The following is a 17799-nucleotide window of genomic DNA, read 5'->3' as shown; positions in this document are numbered from 1 at the left end:
CACGAGCCGAAAGCGCTCACATCTGTAAGCGATGGAAGTCAGCCGTTCGCACGTTTCAAAGGAGATGGATGACGTGAGTTCGTTCCTTGGCTCGTTCAAGACAGTCGCCGCGGTCCTCGCTGCTGCGGTGCTGGCGCTAAGCGTGGGGGCAAGCGCAGCCTACGCCGACGACGCGGCCGCTCCCGTCTGCAGCATCGTAGACGAGGCGGGCCTGCAGACCCCTGCTGTCACAACCCCTCCTGTCGAGTCGGAGCCCGACGTCGGCCGCCAGGAGATGACTGTCCAGTCTCTGAGTGCGCACATGGGCGGAATGTAGGCAGTGAGGGCGAGAGCTAATCCCATGATCAGCCCAGAGGTACGCCTGTGGGTCCTCGGTATGGCCACCATGTCGATCGCGAGCTGGGTAGCGGCAACGGCTTCTCTGCTGATCCTGATCGATGCAGACAAGGTGCCTGGTCACGCGGCGGCGCTGCTGCTGGTGTGGATCTCGGCCATCTCTGTGCCTGTAACGTTCCAAACCATCTTGTGCTGGCGGCGCGTCCGTGCTGCTCGCCGGGTGCTCATGCTCGGTCAGAAGCACAAACGTATGTTCGAGATTATGTCGGGGGAGATTGCTAGCCTTCGGTGACGATGATCGCCGGGCCATCAAGGAGGATGTGGGCGTGCACTGGATCCCCGGTCTCAGCCCCGAGCAGGAACGCCTCTATCGGCACCTGCTTGCGGCAGGGCCCACCAGCATCCAGCACTTGGAGGACCAGTTCGGCTACCAGCTCGACGATGACCTGTACGAGCTGACGGTCAGGGGCCTCGTGAACGGAAACCCCGTGGTGGCGCGGCGACCCTCAATCGCCATGAACGGCGTCCTCACGGCGCAGGAGGCAGAGCTGCGCCGGGTCCAGTCCTATGTGGACGAGCTGGAGCGCATCTACGAGAGCGCCGACCACCCCGCCGGCGGCGACCCCGTCACCGTGCTCACCAGCCGTGAACAGGTCCAGCACTGGTACGAGACGCTGAACGCCACGGCCGAGAACGAGATCATGCAGCTCGTCACCCACCCGTTCCTCGCGCTGAAGCGGGCCAAGCGGACCGGCGAGAGCGCCGGCCCGGATCGCGTAAACCATCCGGCAAAGTGCCGCGTCATATGCGAGTGGAGAGTTTTCCAGAGCGAGTCAGCGATTGACGGCCTGCAGCACTCCGTCGACCGGGGGTGTGAGATCCGGCTCGCTGACAGGCTGCCGCACAAACTGCTCATCGGGGATCTGCACATGGCATTGACGCCCCGTTATCCGCGGGGCCACGAGGTCAACCAGATGCTGCTTGTGCATCCGGGCACGCTGATGGACTTCCTTGTCCAGGTCTTCGAGACCGAATGGGATCGGGCCCTGCCGATCCAGCCCGACCCTGGCCGATTCGCCCTCTCTGGCGGATTGGATGACGATGAGATGCTGATCGTTGAACTGCTGGCAGGAGGCGCACACGTCGAGCGCATCGCCAGCGTGCTCAAGGTGCATGCCCGTACCGTCAACCGCCATCTTGACAAGCTGAAGCGCAAGGCCGGCGTGACGACGCTGTACCAGCTCGGCGCCTACGCTTCGCGCCACTGGATGAACTGACTTACCTCGGCTTGAGGATGCGCAGCTGGGCGCCGTACGCGTCCAGCGTTGACTCAAGGTGGGAGAGTAGGAGCTTCTCCATCTGGGCCCGCTCTGTGGCGGAGACACCTTTCAGTGCGCGTATTTCGCTGAGCATCGACTGGAGCTTCTGCTGCACGGAGTCGGGCGTGAGGTCTGGGTCGATCGCAGCTAGGGCTGGATCGGCCTTGGTCCGCTCCCGGATCCATTGGCGGAACAGCTCGGCCGCTGCGGGCCGGTCTCGCTGGTCGAGTTCGTCTGGGCTTATGACGGCGTCGTTGGCGAGGTCGTTGATGGCGGCCGCCATGAACACGATCTCCCGGTCTTGTGGGTCCTTCTCGCCTGATTCGATGCGTCGCCAGGCAGGCTCGGAGAAGATCTCGCCGGACAACTCTGTGGCGCGCTTGGCGGCGGCGCGGATGGAGATGCGCCGCCGTAGAGGTCCTGGACGTTCTCTACGGTCGGAGATGAGTTGAACCACATTTGAGGGCTGGCTGATGTCGGCCACGGCGCGTCCGTGTCCTTTCGTGGCGGTTGAAGCGTCGTATGAGTGTTGGCGCACACGGTACCAACAAGTGCGTCAGGGCGTACTTCTCAGTCGCAACATACGCGATTACTCTCTGTGATCATTGCGCATTAACTGCTCGGACGCATTTGACGCGTCAGACGTTGCTAGTTGCGTCAAGAGACGATAGTGTCGGTTATGTCGGTAGTTGCGTGAGTGACCGAAATCGGACCGCGCTGACATACCGCCGAACCTCAATCACAGCCTGCAATGAACGGAGCGCCATGCCCGCTGGCATCCTCCGCTGGGAAGATCCAGCCCCACGAACACCCGCAAGCGACGACTACGAGCCCATCGCCGCAGAGCTCCGAGACAACCCGGGCCAGTGGGCGGTGATCGCCGAAGCCCCCGACACCCGGGAGGGCAAGCGTGAGGCCGCCCGACTGTTCAACGCCGTCAAGCACGGCTACCGGGGCTTCAGTCGCACCGAGGGCGGCATCTACAAGGCCACCACCCGGACCGGCAGCACCGACAACGGTGACAAGGTGATCCGGGTCCACGCCCAGTTCATCCTCGCCAACCGATAGCGGCACCGCAATCAGCGTGACCAACACCGCCACAGCGCTGCCCCTCGACGACCTGGTGCAGCTCATCGCCACAAGAGCCGCACAGCACTGGGACTACACGGCCAAGTGCGCGTTTACCGCTCTGCTCGCCGACGTCCTCGGCGGCGACTACGACGCCGCCTATCAGCTCATCGAGGAGACCGGCCGAAAGCTCCTGGCCGCCGAATACGAAGAGGACCACCAGTGACCCCACCGAGCACCGAGCTCCCCACCGAACAGGAGCTGACCAACTACATCGGCGCTCTCAAGCCCGAAGAACCGCAGCACCCGTACGAGGCGTTCCCCGAGCGGCGCCGGCCGAGCCACCGCGGCGGGCCCGCCCTCGAGTCGATGTTCGAGGACGAGTACCGCTTCGGCTGGTTCGGCCAGGCCGACTACGACGGGGGCCTGTAGTGGACACCGAGGAGCGCAACGACCAGTACGACCCGCAGCACGCCGTCCACACCGACAACGGCCGCTACTACTGCGACCCGGCGACCGGCGAAATGCTGGTCAGCTGCACCAACGCGCTCGACCAGCACATGATCGAGGCCCTGGCCCCGGCCGCGGCGAAGGCCACCGCCGAGTGGCTGATGGACAACCTGCCCGACGCGATCCGCGCGGCCGCCGACCCCGACGACATGGAGGCCTTCACCAAGAAAGCCAAGGCGCAGTACAAGGTGCAGTGGGACAAGAAAGCCGACCTCGGCTCCCGCGTCCACCACATCGCCGAAGCCATCAACCTGGGCGCCCCGTACATCCCCGACGAGGAAGCCGAACCGTTCGTCGAGTCCTACCGGAAGTTCCTGAGCGACTTCGGCGTGGACATCCGCCGCGGCCGCGACATCAAGGCGGCCGAGTGCACGGTGCTGAACCGCACCCTCGGCTACGGGTGCACCAGCGACATCTGGGTCAACCTGCGGTTCGACGGTCCGACGTCGCCGATCGTGCCCCGCTTCAAGCCGCGCGCGGTCCCGGCCGACCCGATCCCGACGCCGTCCGGGCTGTGGCTCGTGGACATCAAGACGTCGCTGACCAAACCGGCCAGCGCCGTCTACGACGACCACGTGATGCAGCTCGCCGCCATCCGGAACGCGGAGGTCGGGCTGGCCTGCCCGCCCGAGTGCCGGTACGGCGCCGCCGAGGGCCACGACGACAGCCACGAGTTCGAGGTCCCCGAGTTCGTGGGGACCGCGATCCTCAACCTCCGCGAGACGACGTACGGCTTCGTGCCGCTCCCGGCCGACGCGGCCGCGTTCGACGGCTTCCGCGGCCTGCTGCCGCTGGCCCGCTACGTCCACCAGCTCGAACTGCGCGGCTACAAGCCTGTCCAGCCGCCGACCAACACCACCAGGAAGGACGCCGCCTGATGCCCATCGACCCTTCCGTCCTGCAGCGCCGCCACTGGCAGGACGGCCGTATCCGCCTCGGCGTGAAGAAGACCAGCCAGAGCGGCAGCCAGTACCCCAGCAAGATCGAGACGTTTCGGTTCACCTCGCCGTCCGAGGAGATGATCCGGGGCGTCGCCGAGCTGTACGGCGGCCAGGCCCGGCCGTGGCAGTCACCCGAGGGCCCACAGTTCGAGGTCATCACCAACGCGACCCGCATCCCGGTCATCGTCCCGCCCAACGGGCTGTCACAGAACATGGAGGCGTGGGAGGCGAAGGTCTGCGTCCGCCGCTGCACCGGCGTGACGATGCAGGCCCCGTTCGTCGGCCCGTGCCTGTGCGGCGCTGACCGCGAACTCGAGAGCCGCCTGTGCAAGCCGACCACGCGGCTCGGCGTGTTCCTCAAGGAGGTGCCCAGCCTCGGCCTGTGGCGGCTCGACAGCAAGGGCAAGAACGCCGCGGCGGAGCTCCCGAACGCCGCCGAGTTCCTTGCCCACGCGGGCACATACGTGGACGCCTGGCTGTACCTGGCCAAGCGCAACGGCACGATCCTCGACGAGAAGACCAAGCGGCCCAAGCCGACGACATACATGGTGCCTGGCCTGACGATCGGGGGAGCCAGCTTCGACGAGTTGATGTCGGGTGAGGTCGCGCGCCGCGCTGAGCTGTCCCGGAGCGGCGCCAGCCAGCGGGCGATCGAGGCGGCACCTGCGACTGACTACCTCGCGATGATCGAGGCGGCCACGAACCGCGATGACGTGGTTTCCATCTGGCGGGCCGCCAAGCTGGACCCCGTCTGGAAGGCGCGGACGCTGGAGGTGGAGGACGCGGCCAAGGCCCGCGTCGCCAAGTTCTCCCAGCAGAACAGCGTGGTACCGCAGACTTACCCCGCACCGGCCGCTCCAGAGCAGACGGAACCCGCCACGCAGCCCGCGCCGGCGGCGGCCGCGCAGCCCGAGGACGACCCCGAGGGTGACCTGCTGCGGCAGCAGATCATGACGGCCTGGCCCGGCACGATCAGCGCCTTGCACAAGGAGTTCCACGACGCCACCGGCACCACCATGAAGAAGGCCACCCTGGACCAGCTCCAATCCTTCATCAAGCTGGCGCCGACCCTTGCCCGGTTGGGCGGGGAGAGCGCGCCGGGCCCGATCGCGGACGAGCCGCGACAGGCGTCCGACCGGGCCGAAGCGCTCCTCCAGTCCTTCCGCCAGCAGACCGCCGCCGCCGCCGCGGCGGCCGCCGACGACGGGGACATCGTGGAGGGCCAGATCGTCGAGGACGAGGAGCAGCCGAAGCCCAGCGCCAAGGCGCTGCGCGAGCTCGGCATCTGGTTCACCGAAGCCGGGGTGACGATCCAGACGGGGAAGGGCTCCTCGAAGGCGAAGGACGAGGCCCGGTTCGCCTGGATCGTCGAGCACCTAGGCGTCACCGTCACCTCGACGAAGGACCTGACGCTCACGCAGGTGAGCGACGCCGTCAAGCTGCTGATGCAGCAGGCCGCCGAGCGCCGCAACGAGCTGCGGCAGCGCATCGTCAACGTGTGGTCCGACCTCGGCGGCACCAACGAGCAGCTGTCCGCCACGTTCGAGAAGACGACCAACACCCCGGTCGGCAACGCTACGAACACCGACTACGCCGCGTTCCTGCAGAAGCTCAGCGACGGCGAGATCACCCTGGATGGCGGCCAGTGATGCCGATGCTCCTGACCAACGGCGAGAGAGCGGCCGTCCGCGCCGACCGGCTCGCCCGGCAGCGGCGCGAGCGCGAGCAGCGCGCCGCTGTCCTCGCGGAGATCGCGCAGCACGCGGGTACGTGCGATCACACCCGCGACTGCCTGACCTGCAAGGCGTTCCGGCTGCTCGCCGAGTACGTGCCGTTCGAGCCCACGATCCGCGAGGAGCATGAGCACGTCAGTCAGAAGCTCGACGAGGCATGGGAGCGCCTGGAGCGGATCCGCGACGTGCACAAGGCCATCGCCGAGGCCGCCCAATTCGGTACGCCCCTCGCGCGCACGGTCCACGACGCCGCATGGGTCGTCGCCGTCCACCTCGCCAACGCCTGGCACGGCGAAGAGGTCGAAGACCCCTACGCCCCACTCAAGCCCGACTACCTCACCTGACCATCCCGCCCGGCGTCCGCGCGGCCGCGGCCGCCGGGCCCACCCCTCAAGGAGTACCCATGAAGACGATCACCGTCGAGTACGACGACGTGACCCCGGCCACGATCGAGCAGCGCCTGACCGACAACGAGACGACGCTGGCGATCGGCAACCGCCGCTACCCCGTCGCGCTCACCGACCGGAACGGCCTGCTGGAGGCCCTGCACATCGCCGACAAGCTGGCCGCCTCGGTCGTGGCCTGGCGCGGCGACATCGTGGCTGCTCTGCAGAAGCTCGACGCCGACCAGCGCGCCCGCGAGAACGCCACTGTGTGACCCCAGCACCACGGCGCGGGCCCCTGTCCGGGGTCCGCGCCGGCCCGACCGCCACACCACGGGAGACCGGATGAGCATCAACCCGCACGCCACCGACCCGCACATCACCCCCGAGACCGCCGCGCATGTCCTGTTCCACCTCGGCCGCGGCGGATGGCCCGGCTCCGCCTTCGTGCAGAAGCTCCTCCAGGCGTTCGACGTCGCCGACGCGCTCAACCGCGCCCGCCTGGCCGCCGGGTTCCCCAAGTACGCGGCCGCGTTCGAGCTGGCCAAGTCCACCGACACCGGCATCGCCCTCCTGCAGGCGCGAGCCGACGACAACCACTGAGGAAGACCATGAGCCGCTACACCATCCCCAACGCCCCCGGCGCCCCGGAAGACCGCGTCACGACGGTCGGTTGGGACGGACCCCTCAACAGCTACTTCGCCATGGCGTTCGACCCTCCCACCACCGGCGACGAGGACTACGCCGAGGTCTTCTGGATCGGATACACGCCATGCGAGCTGCCCGACGTCGCATCCCTCGTCACCGCGCTCCGCGCGCACGGCGTCGAGGTGCCGCCCTTCACCCTGGACGCGCTCCGTATGGACAAGCCGAACGAGGGGGAGAACTTCGCGGGCCGTCCCGCGACCAGGCTGATCGCCGAGATGGCGCGGCCGCACGTCCCCGCCGACCAGCAGGCTCGCATCGACGCCGCCCTCGGAGGCGGTTCGCGATGAACCGCAACGACAACTCCGGCCTGTGGGGGTGCGGGGTCATCGTCCTCGGGCTCCTCGTCGTGCTCGTCATCGGCGTGGTCAAGCTCAGCACCAGCCGCGTGGAGACGATCACCGTCAAGGACAAGGAGCGGGTCTGCGGCAGCTCCAAGTCGTGCCGCTACCTCGTCTGGGACAAGGACGGCGACGTCTACGAGAACACCGACGCCTGGCTGTCCCTCAAGTTCAACAGCTCCGACATCTACGGCGAGCTGGAGGAAGGCCACACCTACCGCGTCAAGGTCAACGGCTGGCGCGTGCCCGTGACCTCCTCCTACCCGAACATCCTCGGCATCGAAGGCCAGGCCACGAAGTGAAGATCGACCAGCTGGCCGCGAAGGCCGAACCGTACAAGAAGGCCCTCGTGTTCGGCGCATGCCTCGCGTTCTTCGGAGGCCTGGTCATCCTCGGCGGAGTGTGGGCGCTCGTCGTCGCCGCGATCAGCCTCGTCGTAGGGCTCATGCTCGGCCTGGTCGGCGGTGCCGAAATGATGCGCCGCGACACCGCCGCGGAGATGACCGCGCTGCGCGCCCAGTACGAGGCCGCCTCCGAGCTGGCGTACAAGCTGAACGAGGAGCGCACCACCCAGGCCAAGCGCGCCGAGTCGGCCGAGCGTGACCTGATGATGACGGTCGCCGAGAAGACGTCGCTGCGCGCCCAGCTCGACGAGCTCCACGCGGACGGCTCGGCGTGACCGTCATGAAAGACATCCTGGCGGTGATCGGCGCGCTCTGCGTGGCGGTCACCGCCGGGGTCCTCCTCCTCGCGTGGCTCAGCCACCGCACTGAGCAGCACCACTCCCGCCGCCGCCGAGACGAACGAGCTCGGCGGCCCCCCGAGAAGGTCATCACCGACCCCGCCATGTGGGCCGACTACTTCGTTGACCACGACCTCCACCACATCGAAACCCCGAAGGAGTGGCAGTGATCGAACCCCGCGTCATGGGCCTCGACCTGGCCGCCGAGCAGTCCGGTGTCGCGCTGCCCGATGACACCACCGTCGCGATCAAAGCGAAGAAGGTGAGCGGCACCCGCACCCTGGCCGACGACCAGGCCCGCATGGACCACGTCGAAGCGTCGTTCAGCCACCTGCTCGCCGTCTACCGGCCGAACCTCCTCGTCGTCGAGGACTACGCCGCTCACGCCAAGGGCGCCGGCCTCCACCGGCTCGCGGAGATCGGTGGCAACATCCGGCTCGCCTGCTGGCGCGCGGACGTGCCGATCGCGCTGGTCAACCTCACCCACGTGAAGATCTACGCCACCGGCAACGGCGCAGCCACCAAGAGCCAGATGGCGACCAGCGCGCAGGGACGGGCTGGCCTGGTGTTCCCCACCGAGGACGAGTGCGACGCCTGGTGGATGCGCGCGATGGGCTGCGACTGGCTCGGCCAGCCGATCGTGAAGGTCCCCGAGGCGCAGCGCGACGTGCTGCAGCGCGTGAAGGGCTGGCCGGAGGCGACGTGGTGACCAGCGACGCGCTCGCCGAAGCCCGGCGCCGCTACCGACTCCACCGGGAGCGCCAGATACGCGCCGGAACCTGGCGCGGACTGGTGGACGCCGAAGACGCCCGCGCCCACGTGCGGAACATGAACCGGATCTGGCTGATCAGCTACGAAGCCGTCGCCCTGGCGGTAGGCCTCAACAAGTCCACCGTCTACCACCTGATGGACGGGGCACCCAACCGCGGGCTCAATCCACCCGCGAAGATCAGCGCCCGCGCGTCCGACGCGATCCTCGCGTTCACCATGGACGACCTGCCCGACCACGTGCGTATCAACGCGGTCGGCTCTATCCGCCGACTGCAGGCGCTCGCCGCGGCAGGCTGGCCGCTGACGGAGATCGGCGCCCGCGCGAACGCGGACATCTCGCGGCTGAGCGTCATCCGCAGCGGCGAGCCACCCACCGTCTTCGTCAGCATGGCGCAACGCATCCGGTGCACATTCGACGAGCTGGACACCCTCAACCCCCTGGACTACCTGCCGTCACGCTCGGTCGGCTACGCCCGCTCGCACGCGACCGCCCAGGGATGGCTCCCCTCGAAGGCGTGGGCCGACGCCATCGACGAGCCCGACGTCAAGCCGTGGCAGATGGTCCGCTGCTCCCACCGGACCTGCATCCGTGGGTCGAAGGACGAGCGGCTGCTGTGCGACCAGCACCTGGAACGGCTCAAGGAGCGAGGCACCCTCGAGGGATTGAGGGTCATGCGGAACCGCAAGGCACTGATCGAGGACGCCCGGTTCATCCTCGCCACCGACCCGCCCATCGACCCGGAGACCGAGGAGATCGACCGGGACCGCCTCGCCGAACGGCTCGGCACGAACTGGGAAGCGCTGGAGCGGACCCTGCTCCGGGCGAAGATCAGCCTCGACAAGCTACGGGAGTCCGCGTGAACGCGACTGTAGAAAGCGGAACCGCTATCAGGAGCGGTGACGTAGCAACCGACGTCATCTCCAAGGAACTGGCTGCGCCCACACCCACAGCTGACGGCATCCTCGATGCGCTCGGCAACGCCGGGTTCCGGGTCATCCATCCCGAGACCGGGCCGGCCTGGATGCCGGTCACATCGCGGAGCCTCGCGAGGGTCCACCAGTGCGCGGACCTGGTCAACGACGGCAAGACGCTGCAGCAGGTCGCCGAAACCATGCGGGTGTCGCCCCGGCAAGCCGAACGGTACAGCGCGGCCGCTCGCGAGTTGGGACTGACCGAGCGGAGACGCTGATGGCCGACCCATGGACTGACCGAGCCGCCTGCAAGGGCCAGGACCTGGCTCTGTTCTACGGGCCGGGCGACGGCGAGGACCGGGAGACACCCAAGGAGAAGGAGCGCCGCGTCCAGCGGGCCAAGCAGATCTGCCGCTTCTGCCCAGTCCAGGCCGAATGCCTGGAGTTCAACTTGCAGGTCAGCGCAACCCAACACGGCGTCGCCGGAGGCCTCGACGAGGACGAACGCACCTCCTACCGGCGCCGCCAACTCCGCAGGAAACGAGAAGGAAAGGCAGACACCGTGCCGAGCGATGCCACCGAGAGCGCGATCAAGGCGCTCGCCCACCGCGTCTACGACCGCGACCACGCCGACGCCGACGACCGGGCCAGCACGACCGACTTCGCGTTCGAGTACATCACCTGGCTCCGCGCCAACGGGTGGACCTACACCCTGCCGGCGGCCGCGCCCGCGCCGCCCGCGACACCGGCCGGGCTGCATGGCGTGGACATCGCCCGTCACGCCCTGGCCCAGCTCAACAAGGGAGACAACACCGATGGCAGCTGACATGGACGACGACGACAAGGCGTTGGTGCCGTTCGACGAGTTCGGCAACCTCCTGCGCAAGCCGTGGGTGCCTGAGGGGGAGGTGGTGTGGCGCGCTCCGGAGCCGTTCACCGCCAGGCTGCAGCTCTCCCAGTTCGCCCGCGGCCGCGCCGCTGGATTCGTCATGTGGCTCGACGATGACAACCACATCTACCCCATGTCGATGACCGAGCTGGTCGAGACCGCCCGGACGGTCGGAATCGAGGTCGGCGGCTACACCGAGGCTGAGTGGATCGCCCACCGCCGCGGCGGCCCGAGAGGCTCGTACGGCATCCAGCTGTACATGTCGCGGCGGGAACGCCGCAGCGTGCGACGCGGCCATGACTGAGCAGGTGCTCGCGCAGCCGAACGGATGCCGCTGGTGCGGCCTCGCGCAGCGCGTCCACTTCCAGCGGTGGACCCCCTCGGCCGGGTGGCACGGATGGACCCAGCCGACGACCAACCAGATCAAGCAGCGCATGAAGACCCGCCGCACATTGCGGGGCCAGCGCGCCTCCCTCGTGATCACCGACGAGGCCGTGAACTGGGCCACCCTCGAAAGGACCGACATGCCCGTCACCGAAGGTCTCAACGACGGCACCGATCTGCGTGCCGCATTCGACCGCATCGACGCCAGACACCAACCCACCGCGATCGAGCTGTGGGTCACCTGCCCCGAGCACGCCGAGCAGTGGGTGCACGCGCTCCTGACCATGTGCCCCATGTGCGCGCCCCGGCCCGTCACCCACTGCACGAACGACAGCTGCCCCACCTGGCCATGCGCGGACCACCTGGCCCTGTACGGCGAGACCACCGCCACCTGCACCCACAAGGGAGACAACAGCCGATGACCAACGAGCAGACCGAACTGCGCACCCTCACCGACTGGCGCGGCAACCCGTACACGATCGGTACGACGATCTTCTACCCGCGCGGGTCCAGTGGATCCATCGAGATCCAAGAAGCCGAGGTCATCGACATCTGGGACGTCGTCACCGACCCGGACACGTACGACTGGGCCCGATTCGACCCGGATAACCCCAAGCACCAGGGACTGAAGCGCACCACCAGGGTCAAGGTGCAGCCGACCGGACGCAGCTCCCGCCCCAGCAACTACCAGGTGAAGCGCGACGAGCAGGGCGAGATCGTCCGCGACGAAGACGGCCACCCGGAATGGGAGCAGTACGAGGTCGAGCACAAGCCCGTCACGCTCCTGATCATCGGAAACGTCACCGTCGTCGACACCTGCACCCACGGCAGAGACGCCAAGTCCGGAGAAGCTGACGCGGTCCGCGCCAAGTGGGAGAGCCGATGAGCAGGTACCACGGGTACCGGCCCAGGCGCCGGATGTCGGGGGACACCGTGATCGTGGGCACCCTGGCCACAGTGTCGGCGGTCATCCTCGGTGTCGGGGTGTTCGCAGTGGCCGCCGCCGTCGAAGAAGCCCAGGAGGGTGAGACGGTCATGGCCGACTGCGTGGACACCACGACGCTCGCCGCTGACGGCTCCTACCAGCCGGTGGACGAGCGGTTCTGCGACGGCGGCTCCCATTCCGGCTACACCTACGTGTACGGCGGCGCCTACTCGAGCGGCCGCGTCCACGGCGCCACCACCATACGGCCGAGCAACGTGGGGATCAGCACACGCACCGGCCGTGTCATCGTGGGCGGCTTCGGCGGTAGGGGTGGAGGCGGCAGCTGATGCTCGACCACCTGACCGAAGCGGAGCGGGCGCACCTGCGGCACCTGCTCGCCCGCATCCTCGACGACGAGCAGGTCCCGCGCGAGGCCGCCGACCACATCCGCCAGTCGTTCCGGGCCGAACTCGACGCCCTATCCCGGCCGCGCCCCCTCACCCTCGTCTACACAGGGTGGCGGGCCGCCGCCCGTCACCGGGTTCGCGACGACTTGGAGGACGCGCGGGCCCGCGCCGGCGGCCGCCTGCACGTGATCGTCGGCTACAACCCCGATACCGACGACCCGCCCGGCGGCGACCGGTGGACCTACGAGTGGGCGATGAACACGCCCGGCGTGACCGTCGAGACGCATCCAGCGCCGTGGCACATCCCCGCCCTGTCCCGCGCGGCCGGGCCGTACCGCAACGGCTACATGCTCGGCCTCGCCGCGGGCCGGTCCGGCGACTTCGAGGTCCTGGCCCACCTGCACCCCAACAGCCGAGGCGCAGCCGGTACCGCCGCGTACGCCGAGTACATGGGCCTGCGCATCCGGAAGGAACCCGCCACATGAGCAGCAAGTCCGACGTCAAGAAGCTCGTCGAAGCCGAGACGGAACGCCTCGGCTTCACGATGAAGCTCGCCAACGGCCGGTGGGAGATCACCAATCCCGCCAACGGCCGCACCGGGTCCATCCCCCTCCAGGCGATGGGCCGCGGCCTGGACAACTACAAGGCCGAGATCCGCCGTTTGCTGCACGACCACCCCACCAAGCCCGCACCCATGGTCGCCGCCACCGACCACGCCACCGAGAAAGCCGACAGCATGCGTGACACCTGGTGGAGCGTCGAATCGCTCCTCGCCGGAGCCTTCGCGAACGGCCTCAAGCCGTACGTGTCGGGCGGCATCCTCCACACCCCCGGCCCGGTCGAGGCCCAGCCGTACGCCGACCTGCTGCACGCCCGCGAGGCCGAGGTCATCGCGCACCTCACCAACACCACCACCGCCACTACCGAAGGAGACACCGTGCCGACGATCGGCGAGACCGCCCACGTCCCCAAGAGCAAGCCCCGCGACATCGCTGCCGACGCTGAAGCCCTGTGGGGGCTGCTGCGCGACGCAGCCCGCGACCAGGGCGACGTGCCGCTCACGAACGGCGGCACCAAGGGCGTGCAGTGGGTCGGCGCCCTCGCCGACATCATCAAGGCGGTCGGCCACGGCTGGGACTCCGTGCATGAGAAGGAGGTCCGGCAGTACCTGAACCGGACGGAGCACACCCGCTGCCACCGGCCCCGAGCAACCCCGCCCGTGTGGTGGGTCGCGCTGGAGTGGAACAACGGAGGCCTGACCGTCACCAAGACCACACCGAACCCTGATCCCCGGACCGTCGCCGCGGCGAAGGCCAAGACGACGACACCCGCACCTGGCGCGTCGGCCGCGACCGGTGGTCCCGCTCTGCAGGCCCTCATCGCGTTCGAGCAGACCGTCCGGCAGGTTGAAGCCGAACGGGACAAGGCGGTCCGCGAACGGAACGAGGCGGTCCGCGCGATGGAGAAGATCCGCGCCGAGCGCGATGACCTCTGGGTCGAACTGGACGAGGTCCGGGCCGAGCGGGACCAGGCGCAGACCGAGCTCGCCACCATCAATGCACTCTTCTCGCGGCTCACCAGCGGCAAGCAGTGACCGCTGTGCTGGCCAGGTTCCTGCCGGACGGGGAGAGGCAGCGTGTTCCCCAGATCTGACCGCGGACCATGCAAGGGCACGAAGGACAAGCTGCCATGCGGGAAGGACGTCTGGTGGACCCGCACCGAGAGCGGCGCGACGTTCCCCGTGGACCTGGCCCCGCACGCGGACGGCAACACCGCCGTCTGGCGCGACGTCCACGGGGTGCTGAGATCCCGGCGGATCACGGCGGATCAGCCGCTCGTCCCCCCGGCGAAACGGATGATGCCGCACGCCGTCACCTGCACCGGCAAACCTCGCGTCCGCACACCGCCCCCGCCGCGCCCACCGCGGAGGCCTGCGCCGCCCCCGGCCGGGCACCTGTACGGCCTGCTCGGCGTTACCAAGACTGCGAGCCAGGACGACATCAGGAGGGCGTACCGGAGGCTGGCCCGGCAGCTTCACCCTGACGTCAACCCTGACCCCGCGGTGGCGCAGAGGTTCCAGGAGATCGGGGAGGCGTACCACATTCTGTCCGACCCTGGCCGGCGCAAGACGTACGACATGACGGGGCGGGCGCCGAGAGCGAGATGACGGCTGATAGCGGTACCGCTTACGGTGACGGGGCGCCTCTTCCCTCAGTGGCTCCAGCAGATCAACTAGCAACACCCGAGAAGGAGGCGGCCCGTGACCTGGTTCAAGGTCGATGACGGGTTCCACAGCCATCGCAAGACGCTGGTGACGAAGGCGGCCGCGATCGGCCTATGGACGGTGGCCGGGTCATGGTCGTCGGCCAACCTCACTGAGGGGTTCATCCCGGACGCCGTACTGCCCCGTCTGCTGCCCGGTGCGAAGCGTCTCGCGAAGGATCTCGTCGAGTGTGGACTGTGGGAACGCGTTGACAACGGCTTCACTTTTCATGACTGGATTGATTACAACCCAACGGCTGAGGAGGTGAACGCGGACAGGGAAGCTGCACGCGAACGCATGCGGAAGCTGCGCGCCAGGAGACGCCAGGATGGTCCCTCATCTGCGGAAACGGATGGTCCGCGCGAGCTGGAACCACCGGAGCGTTCGCGCGAACACACCGCGAACGTTCGGGAGAACTTCGGGCGAAGTTCGGGGGGAAGTTCGGAAGAAGTTCGTAACCCCGTCCCGTCCCGTCCCGTCCCGGTCCCTAGTGCAAATACATCTAGTCAGTCATCTGACGGTCCGTACCGGGTCGGCCAGACTGACGACGACTTTGATCGACTAGATGAGATGATCACCCGACTTCTCGGGCCACTCACTGCGGAACGCATCACCCGAGACCACGCCGCCTGGGTAAGACGCACCATCCTCGACAAGGGCAAAGGCAACGTCCGCAACCCGCAGGCCTACATCCGCCGCACCCTCCAGCAGGACTCCCGCCCCTACCTGCCAGGAGCACCCACCACCACCGCGGCGAGCAGAACGAGCGCCGGCCGGTGCCCCATCCACCACACCGAGGAGCCGTGCAGAGGATGCGCGGCCGACCGCAAGGCACGAAAGGACGAAGCATGATCGAGGAGTGGGCAGCACACACAGCCCCACTGCTCACCAGCCGCACACCGTTGGCGGACCGCTACCAAGACAGCAGCTCGCCCACCAGGCACGAGGTGGATACCCCCACTGCGCCGGACAACGGAAACCACGCGGAAACCGCCTGAAACAGCGCCACAAACACACCGAAACCCATCAGAGCCGAGCCCACCTCCTCGTCGCTGATGGGTTTTCGCATGCCTACAGACGCAACAGACAACGACTGACGCACCATAAGAGACACGACGCACCGCACAGGACGCTCTGAGCTCCACGGAGAGACGCGAACAGGTCAATCCTGGTACCAGGCAGGAGACCCCTCTAGATCAACGTCGCTCTACGTTGATTTCAGAGCGCTATAGCTACCAAAGCAAGATCACAAAGAGACGGAGGCTCTGTGACTGGTCGCTGGGCGGCGAAATGTCCGCTTCGGTGCCAACGCAGACGATCAGCCGCCCACGCGAACATGCGAACAGACATTCGGTTTAGGCTGTGACGGACCCTCGTCTGACCCGAACGCAGGCGCGAAAACTCGCGTGCCTTGTCATGGACATATGCCCCTACCAGGCACGCAGCTCGTGATCTAAACGTGTCCAAACCGCCGAAAAACAGTTATCAAATCTGGTTCCCTGAATGTCCATGTCGGTCTACGTTTTGTCATGTGCAGATACGAACGAGCGAGAGAGCAGCGTGGGCCTTTGCAGGCGCATCCACGGCGCTCCTACTCGCCTACACGCTGGCAGGAGGTACGACCAGTGCAACGCTGGTCGCTGCCGACCCTGCCCCGACAGTGACCGTGAGCGTCCCTGTCACCGGACCCCCCGGCGAGCCCGGACCGCAGGGACCGAAGGGTGACCCCGGCGACCCTGGACCGAAGGGTGACCCCGGCGTGCAGGGACCGCCCGGAGTGCAGGGCAGCCCCGGACCCAAGGGGGACCCCGGACCGAAGGGCGACACCGGACCGAAGGGGGACCCCGGACCGTCCGGACCTCCCGGGACAAGCTCACCCGTCCCCGGACCGAAGGGCGACCCCGGACCGCAGGGCGAGCCTGGCAAGGACGGTAAGCCCGGCGAGACGGGCCCGACCGGTCCCGCTGGTCCGAAGGGCGAGCAGGGCGAGCCCGGAACGTCCGGCAAGTCCGGCGACGACGGGAAGCCAGGCAAGGACGGCAAGGACGGCAGCCCAGGCCCGACCGGTCCCGCTGGTACCGGCGAGCCCGGACCGACCGGACCCGCCGGACCTCCCGGCGACCCCGGAGCGAAGGGCGACCCGGGCGAGCCCGGACCGACCATGACCCCGGTTGTGGCCGCCCCCGGACCGTCCGACAGTCCCACCCCCGGACCGTCCGACAGTCCGACGCTCGACGCAATCGACTCAGTCAACCTGTCCAGCGCCGTCGCAGACGCTGCGGTGACGCTCGCATGGTGGGCCGCAATGATCGCACTCGGAGCCGCAGCGATCGGGCTCTTCATCAGGTGGCGGCGCATCCGGCGACGTCGCACCCCGCGCATCATCCATCGCGCTGATAGCGGCACCGCTATCGACGACCCGCGCAAGTTCTAACCAACCCCCGCCCGCCCGGACCGTCCGGGCGGGCACCCCAACCGCCAGAAAGGCGAGATCAATGCAGCTCAACACCAACCCCGCCGCACTGTTCGACGCGATCGAGTCCGTGACCGTTGCCCACCCGAAGACGTTTGGCCGACTCGGCGTCTCCCGTCCGACCGGCTTTACCGTGATCGGTCTGGCCGCTACCGGCCAGCTCGACACGCTGGCCACCAGCGAGAACGAGGGCAGCGTCGCGGATCGCATCATCACCGGCGACGAGCTGACCGGCCTTCCCGCCGAGTGCATCGCCACTCGTGGCACCGGCAAGAACATGGCGAAGTTCTCCAGTTACGCCCTGATCGGTATGCACGTCGCTGCCCAGGTTGGGTTCGGTAAGGCCACGCTGACCGACCTCGGGAAGATCCCCGGCACGTCCGCGTCGCAGGTTCAGAAGTTGTTGGCGGAACTGCCTTCCATGGCGGAGTACCGCAAGGAGATCGAGGCCCGCCGCAAGGCCGCCGCCAAGCGCGCCGCCGACGTGGCCGCCGTTCGCCTGGTCTGGAAGTTCGCCGAGAAGTTCAAGGCCCCGCAGGTCGAGGCCACCTATGACGAGGTGATTGCCGACCGCGACCTGTCGTGGGCGCAGGTCTCCGAGATCATCGCGGCCCTGACCACCGAGGCGGATGCCAAGACCGAAGTCGAGGCCACCGCCGACGCCGACGAGGTCAAGGCCGACGCCTAGCAGCACCAG

General features: G+C 67.9%; 29 protein-coding genes. 28 read left to right on the top strand and 1 reads right to left on the bottom strand.

What is annotated here, in order from left to right; all coding sequences use genetic code 11:
- The first annotated feature begins 64 nt into the window (after nt 1-64).
- The 3 genes from AB0B45_RS02665 to AB0B45_RS02655 are packed head-to-tail and all read left to right on the top strand — an operon-like array spanning nt 65 to nt 1613.
- Nucleotides 65-316, top strand: a complete 252-nt coding sequence (locus AB0B45_RS02665; protein WP_358124116.1) for a hypothetical protein — start codon at nt 65-67, stop codon at nt 314-316.
- A gap of 24 nt (nt 317-340) precedes the next feature.
- Entirely contained in the window at nt 341-628 is a 288-nt protein-coding gene (locus AB0B45_RS02660; RefSeq protein ID WP_358124114.1) for a hypothetical protein, read from the top strand.
- 34 nt (nt 629-662) lie between these two features.
- On the top strand, nt 663-1613 hold the full coding sequence (locus tag AB0B45_RS02655) for a helix-turn-helix domain-containing protein (protein WP_358124112.1): 951 nt from the start codon (nt 663-665) through the stop codon (nt 1611-1613).
- 1 nt (nt 1614) lies between these two features.
- Here AB0B45_RS02655 and AB0B45_RS02650 read toward each other — a convergent pair whose 3' ends face one another.
- Nucleotides 1615-2139 carry a hypothetical protein gene (locus tag AB0B45_RS02650; RefSeq protein ID WP_358124110.1) on the bottom strand — a complete coding sequence of 175 codons (525 nt, stop codon included), beginning with the start codon at nt 2137-2139 and terminating at the stop codon, nt 1615-1617.
- Nucleotides 2140-2420: 281 nt separating this feature from the next.
- Between AB0B45_RS02650 and AB0B45_RS02645 the strand changes: the two genes are divergently transcribed.
- From AB0B45_RS02645 to AB0B45_RS02525, 25 genes are all read left to right on the top strand, one after another.
- Entirely contained in the window at nt 2421-2723 is a 303-nt protein-coding gene (locus tag AB0B45_RS02645; protein ID WP_358124108.1) for a hypothetical protein, read from the top strand.
- Nucleotides 2724-2739: 16 nt separating this feature from the next.
- Entirely contained in the window at nt 2740-2949 is a 210-nt protein-coding gene (locus AB0B45_RS02640) for a hypothetical protein (protein WP_358124106.1), read from the top strand.
- A complete protein-coding gene (locus AB0B45_RS02635; RefSeq protein WP_358124104.1) occupies nt 2946-3155 on the top strand; it encodes a hypothetical protein in 210 nt (69 codons plus the stop codon). The genes AB0B45_RS02640 and AB0B45_RS02635 overlap by 4 nt, the downstream gene beginning before the upstream one ends.
- Nucleotides 3155-4111: a hypothetical protein gene (locus AB0B45_RS02630; protein WP_358124102.1), complete on the top strand. Its 957-nt coding sequence runs from the start codon at nt 3155-3157 to the stop codon at nt 4109-4111. Before AB0B45_RS02635 ends, AB0B45_RS02630 begins: the two co-directional genes overlap by 1 nt.
- Nucleotides 4111-5823 carry a hypothetical protein gene (locus AB0B45_RS02625; RefSeq protein WP_358124100.1) on the top strand — a complete coding sequence of 571 codons (1713 nt, stop codon included), beginning with the start codon at nt 4111-4113 and terminating at the stop codon, nt 5821-5823. Before AB0B45_RS02630 ends, AB0B45_RS02625 begins: the two co-directional genes overlap by 1 nt.
- Nucleotides 5823-6251, top strand: a complete 429-nt coding sequence (locus tag AB0B45_RS02620) for a hypothetical protein (RefSeq protein WP_358124098.1) — start codon at nt 5823-5825, stop codon at nt 6249-6251. Before AB0B45_RS02625 ends, AB0B45_RS02620 begins: the two co-directional genes overlap by 1 nt.
- A gap of 59 nt (nt 6252-6310) precedes the next feature.
- A complete protein-coding gene (locus AB0B45_RS02615) occupies nt 6311-6565 on the top strand; it encodes a hypothetical protein (protein ID WP_358124096.1) in 255 nt (84 codons plus the stop codon).
- A gap of 70 nt (nt 6566-6635) precedes the next feature.
- Nucleotides 6636-6893, top strand: coding sequence for a hypothetical protein (locus AB0B45_RS02610; RefSeq protein WP_358124094.1), 258 nt, complete (start codon nt 6636-6638; stop codon nt 6891-6893).
- Nucleotides 6894-6901: 8 nt separating this feature from the next.
- A complete protein-coding gene (locus tag AB0B45_RS02605) occupies nt 6902-7285 on the top strand; it encodes a hypothetical protein (protein WP_358124092.1) in 384 nt (127 codons plus the stop codon).
- Nucleotides 7282-7638 carry a hypothetical protein gene (locus tag AB0B45_RS02600; protein WP_358124090.1) on the top strand — a complete coding sequence of 119 codons (357 nt, stop codon included), beginning with the start codon at nt 7282-7284 and terminating at the stop codon, nt 7636-7638. Before AB0B45_RS02605 ends, AB0B45_RS02600 begins: the two co-directional genes overlap by 4 nt.
- A complete protein-coding gene (locus AB0B45_RS02595) occupies nt 7635-8015 on the top strand; it encodes a hypothetical protein (RefSeq protein WP_358124088.1) in 381 nt (126 codons plus the stop codon). The genes AB0B45_RS02600 and AB0B45_RS02595 overlap by 4 nt, the downstream gene beginning before the upstream one ends.
- A 5-nt stretch (nt 8016-8020) precedes the next feature.
- Nucleotides 8021-8248, top strand: coding sequence for a hypothetical protein (locus AB0B45_RS02590; RefSeq protein WP_358124086.1), 228 nt, complete (start codon nt 8021-8023; stop codon nt 8246-8248).
- Nucleotides 8245-8787, top strand: a complete 543-nt coding sequence (locus AB0B45_RS02585) for a crossover junction endodeoxyribonuclease RuvC (RefSeq protein ID WP_358124084.1) — start codon at nt 8245-8247, stop codon at nt 8785-8787. Before AB0B45_RS02590 ends, AB0B45_RS02585 begins: the two co-directional genes overlap by 4 nt.
- Entirely contained in the window at nt 8781-9710 is a 930-nt protein-coding gene (locus tag AB0B45_RS02580) for a hypothetical protein (RefSeq protein ID WP_358124082.1), read from the top strand. Before AB0B45_RS02585 ends, AB0B45_RS02580 begins: the two co-directional genes overlap by 7 nt.
- Nucleotides 9707-10039 (top strand): hypothetical protein, encoded by a 333-nt coding sequence (locus AB0B45_RS02575; RefSeq protein ID WP_358124080.1) that lies wholly within the window; start codon nt 9707-9709, stop codon nt 10037-10039. The genes AB0B45_RS02580 and AB0B45_RS02575 overlap by 4 nt, the downstream gene beginning before the upstream one ends.
- Entirely contained in the window at nt 10039-10587 is a 549-nt protein-coding gene (locus tag AB0B45_RS02570; protein WP_358124078.1) for a WhiB family transcriptional regulator, read from the top strand. The genes AB0B45_RS02575 and AB0B45_RS02570 overlap by 1 nt, the downstream gene beginning before the upstream one ends.
- Complete coding sequence (locus tag AB0B45_RS02565) at nt 10577-10954, top strand: hypothetical protein (protein ID WP_358124076.1); 378 nt, start codon at nt 10577-10579, stop codon at nt 10952-10954. Before AB0B45_RS02570 ends, AB0B45_RS02565 begins: the two co-directional genes overlap by 11 nt.
- Nucleotides 10947-11456, top strand: coding sequence for a hypothetical protein (locus tag AB0B45_RS02560; RefSeq protein WP_358124074.1), 510 nt, complete (start codon nt 10947-10949; stop codon nt 11454-11456). Before AB0B45_RS02565 ends, AB0B45_RS02560 begins: the two co-directional genes overlap by 8 nt.
- Entirely contained in the window at nt 11453-11920 is a 468-nt protein-coding gene (locus AB0B45_RS02555; protein ID WP_358124072.1) for a hypothetical protein, read from the top strand. Before AB0B45_RS02560 ends, AB0B45_RS02555 begins: the two co-directional genes overlap by 4 nt.
- Nucleotides 11917-12306, top strand: a complete 390-nt coding sequence (locus AB0B45_RS02550; RefSeq protein ID WP_358124070.1) for a hypothetical protein — start codon at nt 11917-11919, stop codon at nt 12304-12306. The genes AB0B45_RS02555 and AB0B45_RS02550 overlap by 4 nt, the downstream gene beginning before the upstream one ends.
- Nucleotides 12306-12851, top strand: a complete 546-nt coding sequence (locus AB0B45_RS02545) for a hypothetical protein (protein WP_358124068.1) — start codon at nt 12306-12308, stop codon at nt 12849-12851. The genes AB0B45_RS02550 and AB0B45_RS02545 overlap by 1 nt, the downstream gene beginning before the upstream one ends.
- Entirely contained in the window at nt 12848-13960 is a 1113-nt protein-coding gene (locus AB0B45_RS02540) for a hypothetical protein (RefSeq protein ID WP_358124066.1), read from the top strand. Before AB0B45_RS02545 ends, AB0B45_RS02540 begins: the two co-directional genes overlap by 4 nt.
- 42 nt (nt 13961-14002) lie before the next feature.
- Nucleotides 14003-14533 (top strand): J domain-containing protein, encoded by a 531-nt coding sequence (locus AB0B45_RS02535; protein ID WP_358124064.1) that lies wholly within the window; start codon nt 14003-14005, stop codon nt 14531-14533.
- Nucleotides 14534-14626: 93 nt separating this feature from the next.
- Entirely contained in the window at nt 14627-15481 is an 855-nt protein-coding gene (locus tag AB0B45_RS02530; protein ID WP_358124062.1) for a hypothetical protein, read from the top strand.
- Nucleotides 15482-17124: 1643 nt separating this feature from the next.
- Nucleotides 17125-17790 carry a hypothetical protein gene (locus tag AB0B45_RS02525; RefSeq protein WP_358124060.1) on the top strand — a complete coding sequence of 222 codons (666 nt, stop codon included), beginning with the start codon at nt 17125-17127 and terminating at the stop codon, nt 17788-17790.
- Nucleotides 17791-17799 lie beyond the last annotated feature (9 nt).

It is taken from the genome of Nonomuraea sp. NPDC049152 (assembly GCF_040648355.1).
In the GTDB taxonomy this organism is placed as follows: domain Bacteria; phylum Actinomycetota; class Actinomycetes; order Streptosporangiales; family Streptosporangiaceae; genus Nonomuraea.
This window is presented reverse-complemented; position numbering and strand designations above follow the sequence as displayed.